The sequence below is a fragment of the Amycolatopsis sp. NBC_00355 genome (assembly GCF_036104975.1).
In the GTDB taxonomy this organism is placed as follows: Bacteria; Actinomycetota; Actinomycetes; order Mycobacteriales; family Pseudonocardiaceae; genus Amycolatopsis.
In genome coordinates this window covers 5,585,778-5,605,622 of the sequence record NZ_CP107982.1, presented here as the reverse complement: position 1 = coordinate 5,605,622, position 19,845 = coordinate 5,585,778, and the positions used below count along the sequence as shown (strand labels likewise).

Sequence of the window (19,845 nt, the reverse complement as noted above, 5' to 3'; positions counted from 1 at the left end):
CGCGAAGGTTTACCCCGGCTACCTCGTCAGTTGCTTCCGCTGGGTGGCCGTCCGCCACTACGGTCGGCCACTGACTCGGCGGAGAGGGTGCCCCACCGGGGCCGGGGGAGGTCTCCGGAGCCCCCTCTTCGCCGGGCGTCAGCCGAGATACGCGTCGAGCGTGACGGCCAGCGCCGATTCGGGTGACGGCGCGAAGCTCGCCCCGGCCAGCCCGCCCCAGAGCCACAGCTGCGCGAGGCCGTGCAACGCCGCCCAGAGTGACGCGGCGACCAGTCGCAGGTCGGCGCCGGACCGCGCGATCGGCGTCGGCACGGCGGCCACCAGCACAGCGAAGGTGTCGAACACCGCGCTCGCCGCCGCCGAGAGCGCCGGGTCGGTCGCGTCGATCAGGTCGCGGCGGAACATCAGCTCGAACATCGCCGGGTTGGCCAGCGCGAAGTCGACGTAGCTGTGGCAGGCGGCGGCGAGCCGCTCGCGCGGCGACGTCTCCGGCAGCGTCTCGCGGCGGGCGAGCAGGTCGGCGTACCCGCGGGTCGCGACGGCCGACAGCAGCTCGGCGCGGCCGGAGAAGTGCCGCAGGGGCGCGCCGTGCGAGACGCCGGCCGCCTTCGCGATTCCGCGCAGCGTCACGGCGTCGACGCCTTCGCCGGCCAGCAGCTCGGACGCGGTGTCGATCAGGCGTTGCCGGGTGCCCATGCCTCGTCCAGGGTGATCGGGAGCAGGTCGGGGCGTTTGGCGAAGAAGCCGTCGCCGGGCTGGCGGCCGATCATCCGGTTGCGCGTGCGCGTGACGGCGACCGGGAGCACCTCGCGCAGCACCCAGTGCAGGTCCGCGCGCCAGCCGCCGTGGGACGGCGTACCGGGCAGTGGCGCGAGCCAGCCGGGGTCGTGGTCGAGGCCGAGCAGGCCGAGGACGTAGGCGGCGAGCCGGTGGTGCCCGTGCGTGGACAGGTGGAGCCGGTCGGCGCCGAAGTAGCGCGAGTCGGTGGCGGCCTGGTCGGGCCACAGGTCGACGAGCCGCGCGCCGTAGCTGACGGCGGCCTCGCGGATGGCCTCGTTGAGCGCGACGATCCGCGGCCGCATCCGCGCGCCCAGCGGCATCCGGTTCGAGACGTCGCTGAGGGTGAAGGTGACGACGGTGGGCGCGATCTCGGTGCAGGCCCGGACGGCGGCGTCGACCCGGCGGGCCACGGTCCGCGCGTCCCAGCCCCGGCTCATGACGTCGTTGCCGCCGCCGAAGAGCGCGATCAGGTCGGGTTCGAGGCGCGTCGCGGCGGGCACCTGCTCGGGCACGATCTGGTCGAGCCGCCGTCCGCGGACGGCGAGGTTCGCGTACCGGAAGCGCGGCTCCTCCTCCGCCAAGCGCGCGGCGACGAAGTCCGCCCAGCCGCGGTACTGGTGCCGGCCGGGGTACGGGTCGTCGAGACCTTCGGCGCAGCTGTCGCCGAGGACGACGAAACGGTGGTAGCTCATTCCCGATCTCCGTAACCCGTGGTTCACCTTGTGGACACTGTCTATCAAACTTCTGTAGACGCTGTCTACGTCGGGGTGTCCTCGACTGATCCCGAGGTCAAGGCCGGGTGCGTCGGTAAAATCCATGTGAGGCGTTGCATCTTTCCTAGGGAAAGTGACGACTCGGTGGGGCGCGTGGGCTGAGGGGTGGGACCGGCGTCCTGGGGGCTGGGTCAGGCGAGCCGGGCGCGGTGGGCCGAGACGGCCGCGCGGCGGGGGTCCGACGGCGGGAGCGTCGTCAGCAGCGCGTCCAGGATCTCGAAGTCGTCGACGCCGCACGAGGTTTCCCAGAACGACCACAGCACCGCCGGGTCGGTGCTGTTCAGTGCCACCTGGCGGACCTGGGCCGTGAGCGTCTCACGTTCTTCGCGGATCGCCGGGGCCTCGGACTCCGGCAGCAGCGGCCCGCGGAACACCTGCAGCACGTCCGACGGCGAACCCGAGCGCAGCAGCGACCGCGCCTTCACGAAATCCGCGTCCACCTCGGCCGCCAGGCGGTACGGGCGGGTCTGCACCACCGACGCGCCCAGCTGGGAACGCAGGCGGTGGATCTCCGCGCGGACCGTCACCGGGTTGCCCGACTCGCCGTAGAGCTGCAACGCGAGCCGCTCGGCCGAGAGGCCGTTCGGGTGCAACGCCAAGAGCGTCAGGATTTCCGCGTGGCGCAAGGTGAACGGCACGTCGCGACCGTCCACTGTGGTCGATCCGGCGCCGTCGGCCAGGTATTCGAGGCGCAGCCGGGGGCGGTGGCCGCCGCTGCCGCCGCCGGTCGCGCGCAGCCGGAGCAGGTAGCCCTCGGCCAGCGGCTCCATCGTCGCGATCCGGCCGTCGGGGAGGGCGACCGTGCCGCCGCCGCGACGGACGTCCACCGTGGCCGGCAGCAGGCACGCCTGGGCCGCGAGCACCCGGCCGCTCGCCGAGAGCAGCGCGCCGGGGCGGCCGCGCAGGGCTTCCAGGTGGGGCATGTTGACGCGCCGCAGCCGCTCGTCGCGGACCGCGAGCTGGGCGCGCAGCTGCCCTTCGGCGAGCTGCGCCGTCGCCGTGACCAGCGACAACATCGCCGGGTGGACCGTGCGCAGCGGGCCGCTGACGTCGATCGAGCCGAGCAGCACGCCGGTTTCCGGGTCGCGCACGGGTGCCGCCGCGCACGTCCACGTGTGGTAGCGCCGGACCAGGTGCTCGGCCGAGTAGATCTGCACCGGCTCGCCGGTCGCCAGGGTCGTGCCCATGGCGTTCGTGCCGATCGCCGACTCGCTCCACCGGGTGCCTTCGGAAAGGCCGACGTGGTCGGCGCGCACCAGCTGGTTCGCGGCGCCCTCGCGCCACAGGATCAGGCCCTCGGCGTCGGTCACGATCATCACGTGCTCGGCGTCGTCGGCGATGCTCACCAGCATCTGCCGCAGCACCGGCAGCACGGGCGCCAGCGGGTGGGCTTCCCGCAACGCCGTCAGCACGTCGACGTCGTGGACGAACGGCGCTTCACCCTCGTCCGGGTCGACGTGCGCGGCCAGCGACCGGTCCCAGGACGCCGAGACCACGGAGCGTGGCGAACGCGGGCCCGGCAGCCCGGCCAGCACCGCCGCGCGGACGTGTTCGAGCAGCCGCGCGTACGACTCCGGATCGCGCAGCATCTCGGGCTCGGGCGCCTCTGCCACGTTCTTCAGAGTAGAGAGCCAGCTCACAGGGCTGCAACGTCCGTGCAACGTTGCCCGGCCTACGTTCGGCGGCGCCCGAGAAGAGCCGTCACTCCGAGCAATGAGGCAGGGAAGATGGTCCAGTACGCCGCACCGAACACCGAAGGCAGCGTCGTCAGCTTCGAGTCACGCTACGACCACTACATCGGCGGCGAATACGTGCCGCCCGCCGGCGGCCAGTACTTCGAGAACCCGACTCCCGTCACCGGGAAGACCTTCTGCGAGATCGCCCGCGGCACCGCGCCGGACGTCGAGAAGGCCCTCGACGCGGCTTGGGGCGCGGCCCCCGCGTGGGGCAAGACCTCGGTCGAGGAACGCGCCGGGGTCCTGCTGAAGATCGCCGACCGGATGGAGCAGAACCTCGAGAAGATCGCGGTCGCCGAGGCCTGGGAGAACGGCAAGGCCGTCCGCGAGACGCTCGCCGCCGACATCCCGCTGGCCATCGACCACTTCCGCTACTTCGCCGGCGCGCTGCGCGCCCAGGAGGGCGGTATCTCGCAGATCGACGAGAACACCGTCGCCTACCACTTCCACGAGCCGCTCGGCGTGGTCGCGCAGATCATCCCGTGGAACTTCCCGATCCTGATGGCGGTCTGGAAGCTCGCCCCGGCGCTGGCCGCGGGCAACGCGATCGTGCTCAAGCCGGCCGAGCAGACCCCGGCGTCGATCCACGTGCTGATGTCGATCATCGGCGACCTGATCCCGCCGGGTGTGCTGAACATCGTCAACGGCTTCGGCGTCGAAGCCGGCAAACCGCTGGCCTCCAGCAACCGCGTCCGCAAGGTGGCCTTCACCGGCGAGACCACGACCGGCCGGCTGATCCTGCAGTACGCCAGCGAGAACATCATCCCGGTGACCGTCGAGCTGGGCGGCAAGAGCCCGAACATCTTCTTCGACGACGTCGCCGCGCAGAACGACGCCTTCTACAACAAGGCGCAGGAGGGCTTCACGCTCTTCGCGCTGAACCAGGGCGAGGTCTGCACCTGCCCGTCGCGGGCGCTGGTCCAGACGGGCATCTACGACAAGTTCATGGGTGACGCCGTCGAGCGCGTCCGCAAGATCAAGCAGGGCCACCCGCTCGACACCGACACGATGATCGGCGCGCAGGCGTCCAACGACCAGCTCGAGAAGATCCTGTCCTACATCGACATCGGCAAGCAGGAGGGCGCCGAGATCCTGATCGGCGGCGGCCGCAGCGACCTCGGCGGCGAGCTGTCCGGCGGCTACTACGTCGAGCCGACGGTCTTCGCGGGCGACAACAAGATGCGGATCTTCCAGGAGGAGATCTTCGGCCCGGTCGTGTCGGTGACAAAGTTCGACGACTACGACGACGCCATGAAGATCGCCAACGACACCCTCTACGGCCTCGGCGCCGGTGTCTGGTCCCGGGACGGCAACACCGCCTACCGGGCCGGCCGCGACATCCAGGCGGGTCGCGTGTGGGTGAACAACTACCACGCCTACCCGGCCCACGCGGCCTTCGGCGGTTACAAGGCGTCCGGCATCGGGCGGGAGAACCACAAGATGATGCTGGATCACTACCAGCAGACGAAGAACATGCTGGTCTCCTACTCCGACCAGGCGCTCGGGTTCTTCTGATGACCGAGCGGGTGGCGTTGACGGAGGAGGCGGCCGACCTCCTCCGGAAGCTCGCGGCGACCCACGGACCGGTGATGTTCCACCAGTCCGGCGGGTGCTGCGACGGAAGCGCCCCGATGTGCTACCCGAAGGGCGAGTTCAAGACCGGCCAGACCGACGTGCGCCTCGGCGACCTGGTCGTCGAGGGCATGGAGGACGTGCCGTTCTGGATGTCCGGGCCGCAGTTCGCGTACTGGAAGCACACGCACCTGACGGTCGACGTCGTCCCGGGCCGCGGGAGCGGGTTTTCGCTGGAGGCGCCCGAAGGCGTGCGCTTCCTGATCCGCTCCCGCCTGTTCACCGACGAGGAGTCGGCGGCGCTGAACCGAAAGCACTGAACAACGCCGTGGCGAGCACCAGCCCTTCCCGGGCGACCGGGGCGAGCAGGTGCTCGTCCGGCGCGTGCTGCAGGCAGCCGGGGTAGGAGTGCGGCAGCCACAGCGTCGCCAGGCCGAGGACGTCGGTGAAGACGTGGTTGGGCAGGCCGCCGCCGAAGTTCGGCAGGAGCGCGACGGGCTGGGCGGCGACCTCGTCGAGCGCGGCCTTGGCCCAGCCGACCCACGGGTCCTCGACCGGCGTGCGGCTGGCCTGGAAGTCGCCGCCGACGGTCACCTCGACCATCGGGAACCCTTGTGCGGCAAGGTGTTCCTTGACGGCGTCCGGGATCTTGTCGACGTCGGTCCCGGCGACGTACCGCAGTTGCAGGACCGCCCGCGCGCGGCCGGGGATCGCGTTGACCGGCCGGTCGACGTCGCCCGCGTCGAGCGCGAGGACTTCGAGGGTGTTCCAGCCGTAGAGCCGTTCCGCGCCGGTCAGGCCGGGCGCGCCCCAGCCTTCGTCCGGCACCGGGTCACCGGGGGTGTTGGCGATCTTGAGACCGTCCAGGGCCGCGCGCACACTCTCGGGCAGTTCCGGCGGGAGCAGTTCGGGCACCTGGACGCGGCCGTGGCCGTCGACCAGGCTCGCGATCGCGCCGGTGAGCGTGGTGGCCGGGTTGCGCAGGACCCCGCCCCAGTTCCCGGAGTGGTAGGCGTCCGGGCGCAGGTCGACGTCGAGCGTGAACCGGATGGCACCACGCGCGCCGAGGAACAGCGTCGGCGTCGCGGCGTCCAGGCGCGGGCCGTCGGAGGCGATGAGGACGTCGGCTTCGAGGAGGTCCTTTTCCTGCGCGGCGAACTCGGTGAGGCCGGGTGAACCGATCTCCTCACCGGTCTCGAAGAGGAACTTGAGGTTGAAGCCGAGGTTGCCGCGGTCGGCGAGCAGGAGCCGCAAGGCCGTCAGGTTGATCAGGTGCTGACCCTTGTTGTCCGCGGTGCCGCGGCCGTACCAGCGGTCGCCGTCGGCGGTGAGCGTCCACGGGCCTCGCCCCTCGCCCCACTCGCCGGCCTCTCCGACGACGTCGGCGTGGCCGTAGCAGAGCAGCGTCGGCAAGCCGGGATCCTCGACGCGGACGCCGACCAGGAACGGGCCACCCGCCGGGGCCGGGTTCGCGTGCTGCGTGACTTCGCAGCCCAGCGCCGTCAACGCGGGCGTGAGGACTTCGTCGAGGTAGGCCTGGATCGCGACGCGGCCTTCGGGCGCGTCGCTGACCGTGGGGTACGCGACGAGCGTGGCCAGTTCGGCGAAGAGGGCGCCGGAGTCGACGTGGGCGCGGGCCTGGTCGAGCAGTTCCATGACCTCAGCCTAGAGGCAGGAAACAATACGAACGATCGTGCTATCTTCGGAGCATGAACGTCGACAGCGTTTACGTGGGGGAACCGAGCGTCCTGGGGTACCGGCGCGAGCTGCCGGTTCTGAGCGGGATCACCAAGGCGCTGGTCACAGCGCCGGAGCTGAACCTCACCGAGCTCAACCTCGACGGCGACCGGCAGGCCGACCTCACCGTGCACGGCGGCCCCGACAAGGCGGTCTACGTCTACCCGGCCGAGCACTACGCGGCCTGGCGCGAGGACGGTTTCGAGGTGTCGACGGCCGACTTCGGCGAGAACATCTCCCTGTCCGGGCTCACCGAGGACGACGTGCGGATCGGGGACGTCTGGGCCTGGGGTGACGCGCTCGTGCAGGTCTCCCAGCCGCGGTCGCCGTGTTTCAAGCTCGCGATGAAGACCGGCCGCAAGGACGCCGTCCCGGCGATGATCGACTCGGGGCGCTCCGGGTGGTACCTGCGCGTGCTGCGGCCGGGCACCGTGCCGACGTCGGGCGCGGTCGAGGTGGTCGAGCGCGCGGACGCGCCGACGGTCGCCGAGGTGTACGTCATCTCGTTCGCGAACTACGGGCAGCTGCCGCCGGAGCACGTCGGGGCCGCGCTGGACTTCGCCGACCGCGTGCTGGCGGCACCCGCGCTCGCCGAGCAGTGGAGCGCCGGGATCCAGTCCACTGTGGACCGCTGGCGGGCCCGCCGTGCCGGTTGACGGGCGGCTGGCCCGCGGCGACGCGACCCGCCGCCTGGTGCTGCGGCGCGCGGTGGACGTCGCGTCGGTCGACGGCCTCGACGGGCTGTCCCTCGGCCGGCTGGCCACCGAGCTGGAGCTGAGCAAGAGCGGGGTGTTCGCCCTGTTCGGCTCCAAGGAGGACCTGCAGCTCGCGACGGTCGAGGCGGCGTTCGAGATCTTCCGTTCGCACGTCGTGACGCCGGCGTCGGACGTGGAGCCGGGGCTGCCGCGGCTGCGGGCGATCTGCGAGAACTGGCTGGACTACTCGGAAAAGCGCGTCTTCCCGGGTGGTTGCTTCTTCTTCAACGTCGGCGCGGAGTTCGACGCACGCCCGGGCCGGGTCCACGACGCGGTGGCGGCGGCGAGCGGCTCATTCGCGGACTTCATCCGCGCAACGGCTCTCGAGGCAGTAACCCTGGGCCACGTCGAGACGGACCCCGAAGTCCTGGCTTTCGAACTGCACGCGCTGGGCCGCGCGGCAAACGCGGACTCCGTCCTCACCGGCACCGCCACCCCCTACACCCTGGCCAGGCGAGCCATCGGCGCAAGACTGTCGTGAGTGTTTAGGGCGGTTCTAACCGCCCTAAACACTCACGACAACGGGACCACCTGCTTACTTCCAGTCGACCTGGGGGCTGCGGTAGAAGTTGATGCCTTCGAGGGTCCAGCGTGGGGACTGTTTTGCGAGGCGGACGCGGTAGGCGTCCCAGTTGTGCGTGGCCTTCGGGGACCAGCCGATCTCCGCGATGCCCGGCAGGCGCGGGAACGCCATGTACTCGATGTCGTCGCTCGTGCGGATGGTCTCCGTCCACAGTGGAGCTTCGACGCCCGCGACCTGGCTCTCGCCGACGCCGGTCACCAGCGACGCCGGGTCCCAGTTGTAGCCGTCCTTCACCTCGACCAGGGCGGCCCAGTCCTGGCCCAGCGGCGTGGACTCGTCGTACTTCATGTCCAGGTACGCGTAGTTCGCCGGCGACATCAGGATCTTGTTGCCCCGGGCCGCCGCGGCGGCGACGGAGGCGTTGTCACCGCCGAAGTCCCAGTACTGCGGGATCGCCGACACCGGCGGCGTGGCCTTGGCGATCTCGTGCCAGCCGGTGATCTTCTTGCCGTACTTCGCGACGATCGGCGCCACCTTCTGCTCGAAGGTGACGTAGTCGGCGGGCGGGGTCGCGTGGGCCTCGTCGCCGCCGATGTGGAGGTACTGGCCCGGCGTGATGGCCGACAGCTCGCGCACGACGTCGTCGACGAACTTGTAGGTGATCGGCGACGAGATGCACAGCGAGCTGTAGCCGACCTCGGTGTCGGTGCGCACCGGGACGGCCTTGCCGTCGCAGTTCAGCTCCGCGTACGTCGACTGCGCCGCGTTCGTGTGGCCCGGCATGTCGATCTCCGGGATCACCGTGATGTGCCGCGAAGCGGCGTACGCGACGATGTCCTTGTACTGCTTCTGCGTGTAGTAGCCGCCGGGGTCGCCGTACGCGGCCGTCTTGCCGCCGACGGTCGCCAGCTTCGGCCAGCTCTTGATCTCGATGCGCCAGCCCTGGTCGTCGGCCAGGTGCAGGTGCAGCGTGTTGAGCTTGTACTGGGCGATCTGGTCGATGTACAGCTTGACCTGGTCCGGCTGGAAGAAGTGCCGCGCGACGTCGAGCATCGCGCCGCGTTCGCCGAAGCGTGGGTAGTCGAGGATCGTGCCGCCGGCGACGGTCCACGTCCGGTGCTGCACGTGCTTCGCCTCGATCGCCGACGGCAGCAGCTGCCGCAGCGACTGGACGCCTTCGAAGAGCCCGTCCGCGGTGTTGGCCGACAGGGAGACGCCGTTGCGCGCGACCTTCAGCTGGTAACCCTCGGTGCCGAGCCGGGCGTCGTGACCCAGTTCGAGCGAGATCGCGGGCAGGCCCCACGCGCGCGGCACGACCGGCAGCGGGTAGCCGGTGGCCGGGCGCAGCAGGCCGCGCAGGTAGTCCGCGACCTGGCCGGCGCCCCGATCGGCGCTGATCACGGTGAACGGCGTGAGCCGGAAGTCCGCCTTCGTGTCGGCTTTCGCCGAGACCGGCGCGGGGACGACGTCGGTCACGCTGCGTTCGGGGGTGGTGGTGGCGGGGGCCGCCGCGGCGGCGGCGGGCAGGCCGACTGCCGTCAGACTCACGACAGCCGCGGTCAAGACGGCTCTGGACAAGCGCATCAAAGCACCTCCGGTCGGGGACTCCCTCACAAAGGTACAGACCAGCCGGTGTATTTGGAACAATACTTTACGAAGTGCGCAACGCGGCCCGGATCGCGTCCAGCACGGCCGGATCCTCGATGGTCGAGGGCGCCGCCTCGTCGCGGCCGTCGGCGATCGCGCGCATGGTCTTGCGCAGGATCTTCCCGGACCGCGTCTTCGGCAGCGCGTCCACAATGGACACGTCGCGGAACGCGGCGACCGGCCCGATGTCCCGGCGCACCACCGCCACCAGCTCGTCGCGCAGCTGGTCCGCGGGGGTGTCGACGCCGGCCTTGAGCACGACGAACCCGCGCGGCAACTGGCCCTTGAGCTGGTCGGCGACCCCGATCACGGCGCACTCCGCGACCGCCGGGTGCGAGGCCAGCGCGGCCTCCATCGACCCCGTCGACAACCGGTGGCCGGCGACGTTGATGACGTCGTCGGTGCGGCCCATGACGAACAGGTAGCCGTCCTCGTCGAGGTACCCGGAGTCGCCGGTCAGGTAGTGGCCGTCGTAGCGGGAGAGGTAGGCCTCGCGGTAGCGCTCGTCGTCACCCCAGAGCGTCGGCAGCGAGCCCGGCGGCAGCGGCAGCTTGACCGTGATGGCGCCCTCGCGCCCCGCGGGCAGCTCGTCGCCGGCCTGGTCGAGGATCCGGACGTCCCAGCCGGGCACGGGCTTGGTCGCCGAGCCGGGCTTGACGTCCATCGGCTCCAGGCCTCGCAGGTTGGCCGCGATCGGCCAGCCCGTCTCGGTCTGCCACCAATGGTCGATCACCGGCGTGCCGAGCTTCTCGCGCGCCCAGTGGTAGGTCTCCGGGTCGAGCCGCTCGCCGGCCATGAACAGCGTCCGGAACTGCTTCAGGTCGTACTTCTCCAGCTCCTTCGCGTCCGGGTCGACCTTCTTGATCGCCCGCAGCGCGGTCGGCGCGGTGAACAGCGCCTGGACGCCGTGCTCGGCGATGACCCGCCAGAACGCGCCCGCGTCCGGCGTCCCGACCGGCTTGCCCTCGTAGAGCACCGTCGTCGCCCCGGCCAGCAGCGGCGCGTAGACGATGTAGGAGTGCCCGACGACCCAGCCGACGTCGGAGGCCGTCCACCAGACGTCGCCCGCGTGGACGTCGTAGATCGCGTTCATCGACCAGGCCAGCGCCACCGCGTGCCCGCCGGTGTCGCGGACGACGCCCTTCGGCTTCCCGGTCGTCCCGGACGTGTAGAGGATGTAAAGCGGATCGGTCGCCTTCACCGGTACCGGATCGACCGGGGACGCGCTCGCGGCCAGCTCCCGCCAGTCGACGTCCCGCTCGGTCAGCTCGGCCGGCGCCTGCTCGCGCTGCAGCACCACGACGTGGTCCGGCTGGTGTTCGGTCAGCTCGAGGGCGGCGTCGATGATCGGCTTGTACTCGACGACGCGCGTCGGCTCGATCCCGCAGGACGCGGCCAGGACGACCTTCGGTTTCGCGTCCTCGATCCGGGCCGCGAGCTCCTTCGGCGCGAACCCGCCGAAGACCACCGAGTGCACCGCGCCGATCCGCGCGCAGGCCAGCATCGCGATCACGGCTTCGGGGACCATCGGCAGGTAGACGATCACCCGGTCACCGTGCGTCACGCCGAGCGAACCCAGCGCACCGGCGAAGCGCGCGACCTCGTCGCGGAGCTGTTCATAGGTGAACGTGAGTTGCTGTCCGGTCACGGGGGAGTCCCAGATCAGCGCGTCCTGCCCGCCGCGGCCGGCCTCGACGTGGCGGTCCAGGGCGTTGTAGGAGGTGTTCAGCTCGCCGTCGGGGAACCAGCGGTAGAAGGGCGGGTTCGTGTCGTCGAGGGCCCGTTCCGGGGCCTTCGTCCAGGTGATCGTCTTGGCCGCTTCCAGCCAGAACGCGTCCGGCTCGGCCAGGCTCCGCCGGTAGGCCTCGGAGTACGCGCCCATTCCCGCTCCTTCGCGTCGAACGTCCCGCCGGTCCCATCATGACGCCGAGACGGCGGGCCCGCCGGATTCCGCGCGGGATCCGGGCGCCGGAAAGACCCGGCAACCCAACGGCGGCGGCGCGCGTCCTAAGCTGGACCGCGGGGAAATGCCGCGTGACGGTAAGACGTGAACACGGACAGTGAGGGGAGCCCGGCAGTGAACGGACTCGCGAGCGCGTTGCTCTCGCTAGCCCATTCCTTGTTCGGCCCGGGCTTCTGCCCCGGCGACTGGGTCTGGGCCACGAGTGCGGCGGGCGCGCTCGTCGCGTTGCTGCCGCCGATCGGCGCGCTCGTCGTCTCGATCATCCGCAAGGGCACCGGCAACCGGTACGACCTGACCACGCTGTCGGTGTTCGGCGTGATCGGCCTGCTCAGCACGCTGGTGCTGCCGTGGCTGCTGTCGAACGGCGTGTCGGGCGTCTACCGCATGGTGTTCGCCGGCCAGAGGTCCGGGCTGTCCGCGAGCGAGGTCGCGACGCTGAAGGGGCCCGGTGGCTGCTGGGTCGACTCGCAGGTGAACTACCTGGGCGGCCGTCAGACCGTGTTCGACGTGCTTTCCTCCGGCAGCACCGGCGCCGACGACCTCCCGTTCTTCGTGTACCTGCTGGCCTTCATCGTGCTGCCGGCCGGGTCGCTGCTGTTCGTGATGCTGCAGGGGCGCACGGCGTTCCGCCGCGGTCCGAAGTGGCCGTCCCGGTTCTTCTGGATCCCGTTCGTCGCGATGGCCTTGTTCAGCGTCGGTATGGAAGCGAACACCGCGCTGCACTTCTGGCTCGGTTTCCTGCCGTTCAGCGTGCTGGGCCTGATCCCGGTCGCGATGGTCGGCCCGCCGCCGTGGTCGGTCATCAACCGGCCGGACGTGCCGCCGCCGAACCGCAACCCCGAGCCCTACCGGCCGCCGCAGCAGCCGCCGTCGCAGGTCCAGCCGCGGCCCACCCCGCCGCCTCCGCCGCCCCCGATCAACAAGCCGTACCCGAAGACGGCGCTCGCGTCCGCGCCCGAACCGCCCCCGATGGCGGGCGCGCTGGCCGCGGCGCCGGGCCCGATCCCGCACCCGCCCGGCTCGCGCAACGCCGGCGGCAGCCGCTACCGGCGCGTCAAGCAGCTCGGCGCCGGCGGTTTCGGCACGGTCTGGCAGGCCGTCGACACCCAGCTCAACCGCACGGTCGCGCTGAAGATCGCGCACGCGCCGGACCGCGACACCGCCGAGCGCATGCAGCGCGAGGCCCGCGCGCTGGCCGTCGTCAGCCACCCGAACTGCGTCAAGGTGTACGACCTGGCCGAGGAGCCGGACGGCCTCGCGCTGGTCATGGAGTACCTCGAAGGCCGGCCGCTGGCCGAGCTGGTCGACGGCCAGGGTCCGCTCGACGACGTCGCCGCCGGCCGCCTGTGGGCGACCATGGCGGGCGCGCTCGCGGCCGCCCACGAGAAGGGCGTCCTGCACCGCGACATCAAGCCGTCGAACGTCGTGCTCGACCCCAGTGGCCTGGCCCACCTGATCGACTTCGGCATCGCCCGCAGCCAGGGCGACTCCAAGATGACCGCGACCGGCATGATGATCGGCACGCCGGACTTCGTCGCCCCGGAGCAGGCGATGGGCGCGACAGCCTCCCCGGCGTCCGACGCCTGGCAGCTCGCGGCGACGATCAGCTACGCACTGACGGGCCAGCCGCCCCGCGGCACCCGCGAGACCCCGATGGCGGCCCTGATGGCGGCGGCCCGTGCGGAACCGGTGTCCCGGCTGCCGCAGCGCAGCGCCCACGCGCGGCTGCTGGCGGCGTCCCTGGACCCGGAGCCGCGCCGGCGTCCGACGCTCAACTCGGTGCGCCGCGAGGTGGAGGGCTGGCTGTCGAGGGCGGGCAAGTCCGCGGACGGCCCGGTCACCCGCGTGGTCCCGCGCCAGCCGCACCGCTGACCCGGACCCGTCGTGAGTGTTCAGGGCGGTTAGAACCGCCCTAAACACTCACGACAAGCCGCGGCAGCCCCCTCAGCCCGGCTTGGCGGCCGAGAAGATCACCAGCTGCTTCGGCTCCAGCTGGACGTCCACCTGCTCGAAGCCCGCCTTCTCCAGACGGCCGCCGAACGTCGGCGCGTCGACGACGTTCATCGTGTCGCCGATGTGCAGCAGGCGGAACCGCAGGTTGAGCTGGCCGTCGCTGCCGCAGTACGTGCCGCCCGGGCGCAGCACCCGCGCGGCTTCCGCGAAGATCGCGTCCTGCAGCTGCTTCGTCGGCACGTGGTGCAGCATCGTGAAGCAGACGACCGCCGAGAAGCGCCCCGACTCGAACGGCATCTCCGCGCCGCTGCCCTCGACGACGTCGGCGCGGTCGCCGAACTTCGCGCGCAGCAGCTCGGTCGACGCGTGGTCGATTTCCAGGACCGTCAGCTTCGGGACGACGCCGAGCAGCACCCTCGTCGTGGCGCCGAAGCCGGGTCCGATCTCGAGGACGTCGTCCCCCAGGTCGCGCTCCTTCAGCCACGGCGTGAGGCGCTCCTCGACGGTGGCCGCCCACTTCTCCGAGCTGCAGATCTTGCGGTGGATCAGGTTCATCGGCATGCCGTCGACGGTAGGGAGCCGTCGTGGTGACCGGTAGCCGATAGACTGCCAACCGATGTCGCAAAACGGCCACCACGCGATGCTGCTCGGCGAGGTCGACCTGCCGGCCGGCACCTGGTTCCCGTGGCACGAACACCCCGTGCACCAGCTCGTCTGGGCGGCCAGCGGGGTCATCGCGGTCAAGGCGGGCGACGCCGGCTGGGTCCTGCCGCCGACACGCGCGCTGTGGATGCCCGCCGGCGTCCAGCACCGGACCGGCGCGCTCGGCAAGGCCGCCCTGCGCGGGATCTACGCGCACCCGGACCGCAGCCCGGTGCGCTGGCCGGAGCCGCGGCTGGTCGCCGTCCGGCCGCTGCTGCACGAGCTGCTGGAGTACCTGACCGGCGACGGCGTCGCCCCAGAAGCCCGGCTGCGGGCCGAAGCCGTCGCGTTCGACCTGCTGGAACCGCTCGACGTCGTGCCGATCGTGGTGCCGTCACCCGCCGATCCGCGGGCGCGGGACGTCGAGGCGGCGGTGCTGGCCAACCCGGCCGACCCGCGCGGCCTCGCCGAGTTCGGCCGGGACGTCGGCGCGGCCGAGCGCACGCTGGCGCGGATCTTCGTCCGCGAGTGCCGGATGCCGTTCGGGACGTGGCGCACCCAGGTGCGGCTGCGTGCGGCGCTGCCGCTGCTGGCGCAGGACGTGCCGCTGGAGACGGTCGCGCACCGCGTCGGCTACAGCTCGGCGAGCGCGTTCGTCGCCGCGTTCCGGCGCGCCGTCGGCGTCACGCCGAGGGCGTACTTCGCGGGCTGAGCGGGTCGAGCTACCGCCAGGACGGCAGCCAGCGTTCGGCTTCCCACTGGCCGGTCGTGATCGCGATGCCGTTGAGGATCGGCCACAGCCAGGCGAAGTTCGCCACGACCAGCCCGACGTACAGGCTGACGACGAGCAGACCGGTCCCGCGTCTTTCGAACCCGCGCTTCGCGCTGCCCAGGATCTGGCCCAGGCACAACGTCAGCCCCAGCACGAGGAACGCGGCCAGCGGCGTCGCGTAGAAGAAGTACATCTGCCGGTCGATGTTGGTGAACCAGAAGACGTACCCGCCGAGGTAACCGACCAGCACGGCGGCGTAGCGCCAGTCCGCGCGGAAGATCGAGCGCCAGGCCGCCCAGCCGAGCATCGGGATGGCCAGCCACCACATCGCCGGCGTCCCGATCAGCATCGTCGCGCTGACGCAGCGGGACTCGCCGCAGCCGGTGATCTCGCCGTCGTAGCTGTAGAGCATCGGGCGCAGCCCCATCGGCCACGTCCAGGGCTTCGACTCCCACGGGTGCGGGTTGTCCTTGGGCGTGACCAGGGTTTCGTGGAAGTGCAGGACGTTCGCCGAGTAGTCGCCGAGCGAGCGCAGCGACGACGGGATCCAGCCCCAGACGCCCGGCGCGATGTCCTTGATCTCGGTGTAGTGCCGGTCGGTCGCCGTCTCGCTGGCGAACCAGGCCCAGTACGCGGCCAGGTACATCAGCAGCGGGATCAGCAGGATCGCCCACAGCGCGGGCAGCACGTCGCGGCGGATCGTGCCCAGCCAGGGCCGTTCGACGCCGGCCGCGCGCCGCGCCGCGACGTCGAAGAAGACGCACAGCAGCCCGAACGCGACGATGTAGTAGAGCGCCGACCACTTGACGCCGAAGGTGAGCCCGATCATCAGCCCGGTCGCGAACCGCCACCAGCGGAAGCCGAGTTTCGGCCCCCACGGCGACTCGTCGGCCCAGCCCTCGCGCACGGCCGTCGCGAGCCGGGTGCGCACCTGGTCGCGGTCGACCAGCAGACAGGCGAACGCGGCGAGCACGAACAGCGCGATGAAGATGTCGAGCATGCCCATCCGCGACTGCAGGTGCAGGACGCCGTCGCTGATCACCAGGATGCCGGCGATGGCGCCGAGCAGCGTCGAGCGCGTCAGGCGGCGGGCGATGCGGATGGTCAGGAAGATGATGAGCGTGCCGGCCAGCGCGGGCATGATCCGCCAGCCCCAGCCGTTGTAGCCGAACAGCCATTCGCCGATCGCGATCAGCTGCTTCGCCAGCGGCGGGTGGACGACCAGCTCGTAGCCGTAGTTGTCCTCGTAACCGCCGTTGCGCAGCACCTGCCACGCCTGCGGGACGTAGTGCTTCTCGTCGAAGACCGGGCTGCCCTTGTCCGTCGGGCTGCCGAGGTTCTGCAGCCGGACGATGCCGCCGATCACGGTGAGCACGATGGTCACGAGCCAGGCGCGCAGCCGGTCGTCCGGCATGCCGCGGCCGAGCAGGGTCGTCTCGCGGTCGGTCGGCGGCCGGAGCGCCTCGGCCGGGCCCGGCCGGACGCTTTCGTCGTCGGGACGGGTCAGCACGGCGGTCACGGGGCGATCCTACGGGCGGGACAGGGCGTACGTCGTCCGGATCCGCCGACCCGCCTAGGCTGGCCCGGTGAGCTCATCGGTGACACCCGGCCGCCTGGTCCTGGCCGCCACCCCACTCGGCGACGTCCGCGACGCGTCGCCCCGCCTGGCGGAAGCGCTTGCCGAAGCCGACGTCGTGGCCGCTGAGGACACCCGCCGCTTCCGGTCCCTGGCCTCGGCGCTGGAGATCACGCCGCGCGGCCGCGTGGTGAGTTTCTACGAGGACGTCGAGACGGCGCGCCTGCCCAGGTTGCTCGAATCGTTACAGGCGGGCGAGACGGTGGTGCTGGTGACGGACGCCGGTATGCCCAGTGTGTCCGATCCGGGCTTCCGCCTGGTGGCGGCGTGCGTCTCGGCGGACATTCCGGTGACGTGCCTCCCGGGCCCTTCGGCGGTGACCACGGCGCTCGCTTTGTCCGGTTTGCCGTGTGACCGGTTCTGCTTCGAGGGCTTCGCGCCGCGCAAGCCGGGTGAGCGGACCAAGTGGCTCGCGTCGCTTGTTTCGGAACCCCGGACGGTGGTGTTCTTCGAGTCCCCGCACCGGCTGGCTTCCCTGCTGGCGGACGCGGCTGCGGTGCTGGGCGCGGACCGCCGGGCGGCGGTCTGCCGGGAGCTGACGAAGACGTACGAAGAGGTGAAGCGGGGGACACTGGCGTCGCTGGCCGCCTGGGCCGCGGACGGCGTCCGCGGCGAAATCACGGTGGTCCTGTCGGGCGCCGAGCCGCGCGCGGTCTCGGTGGCGGACCTGGTGGGCGAGGTGGCGGACCGCGTCGCGGCCGGCGAGCGGCTCAAGTCCGCGGCGGCCGAGGTCGCAGAGGCGACCGGAGTGTCCAAAAAGGAGCTTTACGACGCCGTGCTGACGGCGCGGAAGGCGACGTGACGCCGATGTCTGTTTTGTCGTAGGTGAAATCCGGATTGAGCCATTCGGTCGCTACCGCCGCAGTCGATCATCGACGATCGTTCCTGGTGGGCGCGGCCAGGACTGTCCAGGCCGCGGAGGAGGGGTTTCCGCGTGTCTTCCGTTGTGCGTTCTTCCCGGTCGAGAGCCGGCCGTGGCGGGCTCTTCCTCGTGCTGGCCGTGGCGTCCGGCATCATCCCGGCCGCGGCCTTCGCGCGTCCGGCTGAAGCGGCGACAGTCGCGCAGGCGCCCGACGCGCCCGCCGTTTCCTCGCAGAGGTACCCGGCCGATACGTTCGGCGGCGGCCCTGGCGTGCCCGGCGACTTCACGTTCACGCCGGCCGGCACGGGCTCCCCGGTCGACCACTACATCTGGCGGCTGGACGACTCGGTCTCGCCGAGCTGCGACGGCGTCGAGGCCGGCACGGTGAAACCGACGGTGCCGGGCGGGTCCGCCACCACGACCATCACTCCCGCCAGTTCCGGCCCGCACGTGCTGAGCGCGTGGGCGTGCGACAGCGCGAAGACACCGTCGGATCGGACCGACTACTCCTTCTCGGTCAAGGACGCCGCGGCCCCGGTGGCCGCGTGGCAGTTCGAGGGCGACACCCGCTCGCAGTTCGCCGGTCTGCGCTACGCGGGTGCCGGTTCGGCCCCCTTCGCGCCGGGCAAGCTCGGTCAGGCGCAGGCCGTGAGCGGCCGGCCCGGCGACTACCTGGCCACGAGCGCGCGGATCCTGGACCTCGGCAAGTCGTTCTCGGTGTCGGCGTGGGTCGACGCGGCCGATCTGGGCAAGCGGCGGGTGGTGCTGTCCCAGGACGGCGCCCGGACGAGCGGGTTCGCCCTGCAGTACCTGGAAACCGGCAAATGGGCGTTCAGCCTGAGCGGCTCGGACGTCGCGAACCCGGTCGTGCGGTCGGCGGTCTCGACGGCGGCGCCGGCGACGGGCGTCTGGACGCACCTCGCCGGCGTCTACAACGCGACGGCGCACACGGCGACGCTGTACGTCGACGGCCAGGCCCAGCAGACGATCCCGGCCACGGCTTCGGGCGGGGCGGGCCCGCTGGTCCTCGGCGGCGGCCTGGCCGCGGGAGCGCGGGCGGACCTGTTCCACGGGGCGATCGACGAGGTGGCGACCTTCGGGCGCGCCCTGTCCGCCGCCGACGTCACCACGCTCTACAACCAGAACGGCGTCCCGGCGGGCCTTTCCGCCACGCGTGAGTACACATTGGACGGCGACACGGCCGACGCCACCGGCGCCGACGGCACGCTGACCGGGACGAACGTCGCCTACGGTCCGGGCTACTCGGATTCGCCGGGCCGGTCCGCGACCGACGACTCGATCGGCCACGGCCGGGGCCAGGCGCTGGCGGGCACCGGCGCGGCGACGTCGTCCCCGGTGGTGGACACCGCGGGGGGCCTGGCGGTTTCGGCCTGGGTGAAGCTGGACAAGCCCGGCTGCTACACCTTCGCCGCACAGGGAGGCGCCTCCGGCGACGCGTTCAGCCTCGGTGCCACGTCCGACAGCCTCGAGTTCGGGTTGAGCACCACCGGGGGCCTCTGGCGGTGGGCGAAGACGTCCATCACCCCGCACCTCGGGAAGTGGACCCACCTGACGGGCGTCCACGACGTGCTCGCGGGCAAGGAACGGCTGTACGTCGACGGCACGCTCGCCGCGGAAACGACGATCCCGGCGGGTACCGCGTGGCGGTCGACCGGCCCGTTCCGGATCGGCGCCTTCGCGGGATCGATCGACCAGGTCCAGGTGTGGGACCGCGCGCTGCCGGCCGCCGAGGTGGCCGAGCTCGCCAACACCGCCGTGCTGCGGGCGAACTACCAGCTCGACGGCACCACGACGGACTCCGTCAGCGGCGTTACCGGCACCCCGGGCGGGAGTTTCCGGCTGACGACCGACGACGACGGCGCGGACGTCGGCCGCTTCCCGTTCGACGGGAGCGCTCAGGTCGAAGGGCCGCGCCCGCAGAACTTCCGCAGCGACCGGAGCTTCACCGCCGAAGCCTGGGTCAAGCACACCTGGACCGAGGTGGACGCCGAGCGGGAGAAGCAGCGTGACCCGTCCGACCCCGCCGGTGTGGACAAGGCCGGCCGCACGGCGCTCGGGGCGAACAGCGCGTCCTCCTCGCCGTACCTCCTGGGCTACCGCGGCGTCCAGGACGCGAACGGCACCTGGCGCCCCCGCTGGAGCTGGACGCTGGGGGCGACCCAGATGCTGCCGGACGGGGACGCCGAGTCCGGTGTCTGGACCCACCTCGCCGGGACGTACGACGCCGTGACGCACCAGGCGTGCGTGTACGCGACGACGGACGCGTTCCAGTTCAGCCCGAAGTGCGTCGGTGACGTCACCGGCTGGAACGGCGCGAGCGATCTCGAGGACCTCTTCCTCGGGCGTGGTCGGTTCGACGGCCAGGACAGCGATTACTGGTACGGCGACCTGCGGGGCATCCGGGTTTACAGCGGCGTGCTCGACCAGCAGCGCATCAACGTCGACGCCATCCTCGACCACCCCTAGGACGGCG

16 protein-coding genes are annotated in these 19,845 nt (G+C 71.5%); 8 read left to right on the top strand and 8 right to left on the bottom strand.

Going from position 1 to position 19,845, the window contains the following annotated elements; translation table 11 throughout:
• Positions 1 to 138: 138 nt before the first annotated feature.
• The 3 genes from OHS18_RS24945 to OHS18_RS24935 form a co-directional block, all read right to left on the bottom strand.
• Positions 139 to 696 (bottom strand): TetR/AcrR family transcriptional regulator, encoded by a 558-nt coding sequence (locus tag OHS18_RS24945; RefSeq protein WP_328612588.1) that lies wholly within the window; start codon positions 694 to 696, stop codon positions 139 to 141.
• The gene (locus OHS18_RS24940; RefSeq protein ID WP_328612587.1) at positions 675 to 1,472 is read right to left on the bottom strand and encodes an SGNH/GDSL hydrolase family protein; all 798 of its coding nucleotides are present in this window, start codon (positions 1,470 to 1,472) and stop codon (positions 675 to 677) included. The genes OHS18_RS24945 and OHS18_RS24940 overlap by 22 nt, the downstream gene beginning before the upstream one ends.
• Positions 1,473 to 1,684: 212 nt before the next feature.
• Positions 1,685 to 3,142 (bottom strand): helix-turn-helix domain-containing protein, encoded by a 1,458-nt coding sequence (locus OHS18_RS24935; protein WP_328618572.1) that lies wholly within the window; start codon positions 3,140 to 3,142, stop codon positions 1,685 to 1,687.
• Between the two features lie 138 nt (positions 3,143 to 3,280).
• Between OHS18_RS24935 and exaC the strand changes: the two genes are divergently transcribed.
• Entirely contained in the window at positions 3,281 to 4,804 is a 1,524-nt protein-coding gene (exaC, locus tag OHS18_RS24930) for an acetaldehyde dehydrogenase ExaC (protein ID WP_328612586.1), read from the top strand.
• Positions 4,804 to 5,181: a DUF779 domain-containing protein gene (locus OHS18_RS24925; RefSeq protein WP_328448686.1), complete on the top strand. Its 378-nt coding sequence runs from the start codon at positions 4,804 to 4,806 to the stop codon at positions 5,179 to 5,181. The genes exaC and OHS18_RS24925 overlap by 1 nt, the downstream gene beginning before the upstream one ends.
• On the opposite strand, the gene OHS18_RS24920 is transcribed toward OHS18_RS24925, so the two are convergent.
• A complete protein-coding gene (locus tag OHS18_RS24920) occupies positions 5,141 to 6,517 on the bottom strand; it encodes a M20 family metallopeptidase (RefSeq protein ID WP_328612585.1) in 1,377 nt (458 codons plus the stop codon). The genes OHS18_RS24925 and OHS18_RS24920 overlap by 41 nt on opposite strands.
• A 53-nt stretch (positions 6,518 to 6,570) precedes the next feature.
• Here OHS18_RS24920 and OHS18_RS24915 point away from each other — a divergent pair, with 53 nt between their 5' ends.
• Positions 6,571 to 7,254, top strand: a complete 684-nt coding sequence (locus tag OHS18_RS24915; protein ID WP_328612584.1) for an MOSC domain-containing protein — start codon at positions 6,571 to 6,573, stop codon at positions 7,252 to 7,254.
• Positions 7,244 to 7,834 carry a TetR/AcrR family transcriptional regulator gene (locus OHS18_RS24910; RefSeq protein WP_328612583.1) on the top strand — a complete coding sequence of 197 codons (591 nt, stop codon included), beginning with the start codon at positions 7,244 to 7,246 and terminating at the stop codon, positions 7,832 to 7,834. Before OHS18_RS24915 ends, OHS18_RS24910 begins: the two co-directional genes overlap by 11 nt.
• 54 nt (positions 7,835 to 7,888) lie before the next feature.
• On the opposite strand, the gene OHS18_RS24905 is transcribed toward OHS18_RS24910, so the two are convergent.
• A complete protein-coding gene (locus OHS18_RS24905; RefSeq protein ID WP_328612582.1) occupies positions 7,889 to 9,460 on the bottom strand; it encodes a beta-N-acetylhexosaminidase in 1,572 nt (523 codons plus the stop codon).
• A 67-nt stretch (positions 9,461 to 9,527) separates the two neighbouring features.
• Positions 9,528 to 11,405: a propionyl-CoA synthetase gene (locus tag OHS18_RS24900; protein ID WP_328612581.1), complete on the bottom strand. Its 1,878-nt coding sequence runs from the start codon at positions 11,403 to 11,405 to the stop codon at positions 9,528 to 9,530.
• 195 nt (positions 11,406 to 11,600) lie between these two features.
• Here OHS18_RS24900 and OHS18_RS24895 point away from each other — a divergent pair, with 195 nt between their 5' ends.
• Positions 11,601 to 13,358 (top strand): serine/threonine-protein kinase, encoded by a 1,758-nt coding sequence (locus OHS18_RS24895; RefSeq protein WP_328448695.1) that lies wholly within the window; start codon positions 11,601 to 11,603, stop codon positions 13,356 to 13,358.
• A 72-nt stretch (positions 13,359 to 13,430) separates the two neighbouring features.
• Here OHS18_RS24895 and OHS18_RS24890 read toward each other — a convergent pair whose 3' ends face one another.
• On the bottom strand, positions 13,431 to 14,000 hold the full coding sequence (locus OHS18_RS24890; protein ID WP_328612580.1) for a class I SAM-dependent methyltransferase: 570 nt from the start codon (positions 13,998 to 14,000) through the stop codon (positions 13,431 to 13,433).
• Positions 14,001 to 14,079: 79 nt separating this feature from the next.
• Between OHS18_RS24890 and OHS18_RS24885 the strand changes: the two genes are divergently transcribed.
• Entirely contained in the window at positions 14,080 to 14,793 is a 714-nt protein-coding gene (locus OHS18_RS24885; RefSeq protein WP_328459195.1) for an AraC family transcriptional regulator, read from the top strand.
• A 10-nt stretch (positions 14,794 to 14,803) separates the two neighbouring features.
• On the opposite strand, the gene OHS18_RS24880 is transcribed toward OHS18_RS24885, so the two are convergent.
• A complete protein-coding gene (locus OHS18_RS24880; RefSeq protein ID WP_328612579.1) occupies positions 14,804 to 16,372 on the bottom strand; it encodes a dolichyl-phosphate-mannose--protein mannosyltransferase in 1,569 nt (522 codons plus the stop codon).
• Between the two features lie 79 nt (positions 16,373 to 16,451).
• On the opposite strand from OHS18_RS24880, the gene rsmI reads away from it, so the two are divergent.
• Positions 16,452 to 17,291 (top strand): 16S rRNA (cytidine(1402)-2'-O)-methyltransferase, encoded by an 840-nt coding sequence (rsmI, locus tag OHS18_RS24875; protein ID WP_328618571.1) that lies wholly within the window; start codon positions 16,452 to 16,454, stop codon positions 17,289 to 17,291.
• A gap of 132 nt (positions 17,292 to 17,423) precedes the next feature.
• Complete coding sequence (locus tag OHS18_RS24870; RefSeq protein WP_328612578.1) at positions 17,424 to 19,838, top strand: LamG domain-containing protein; 2,415 nt, start codon at positions 17,424 to 17,426, stop codon at positions 19,836 to 19,838.
• Positions 19,839 to 19,845: the final 7 nt, after the last annotated feature.

Coding starts and splice junctions, on each gene's coding strand:
- exaC (WP_328612586.1), top strand. CDS start 3,281: ATGGTCCAGTACGCCGCACCGAACACCGAAGGCAGCGTCGTCAGCTTC.
- OHS18_RS24925 (WP_328448686.1), top strand. CDS start 4,804: ATGACCGAGCGGGTGGCGTTGACGGAGGAGGCGGCCGACCTCCTCCGG.
- OHS18_RS24890 (WP_328612580.1), bottom strand. CDS start 14,000: ATGCCGATGAACCTGATCCACCGCAAGATCTGCAGCTCGGAGAAGTGG.
- OHS18_RS24920 (WP_328612585.1), bottom strand. CDS start 6,517: ATGGAACTGCTCGACCAGGCCCGCGCCCACGTCGACTCCGGCGCCCTC.
- OHS18_RS24900 (WP_328612581.1), bottom strand. CDS start 11,405: ATGGGCGCGTACTCCGAGGCCTACCGGCGGAGCCTGGCCGAGCCGGAC.
- OHS18_RS24945 (WP_328612588.1), bottom strand. CDS start 696: ATGGGCACCCGGCAACGCCTGATCGACACCGCGTCCGAGCTGCTGGCC.
- OHS18_RS24935 (WP_328618572.1), bottom strand. CDS start 3,142: ATGCTGCGCGATCCGGAGTCGTACGCGCGGCTGCTCGAACACGTCCGC.
- OHS18_RS24940 (WP_328612587.1), bottom strand. CDS start 1,472: ATGAGCTACCACCGTTTCGTCGTCCTCGGCGACAGCTGCGCCGAAGGT.
- OHS18_RS24905 (WP_328612582.1), bottom strand. CDS start 9,460: ATGCGCTTGTCCAGAGCCGTCTTGACCGCGGCTGTCGTGAGTCTGACG.
- OHS18_RS24915 (WP_328612584.1), top strand. CDS start 6,571: ATGAACGTCGACAGCGTTTACGTGGGGGAACCGAGCGTCCTGGGGTAC.
- OHS18_RS24885 (WP_328459195.1), top strand. CDS start 14,080: ATGCTGCTCGGCGAGGTCGACCTGCCGGCCGGCACCTGGTTCCCGTGG.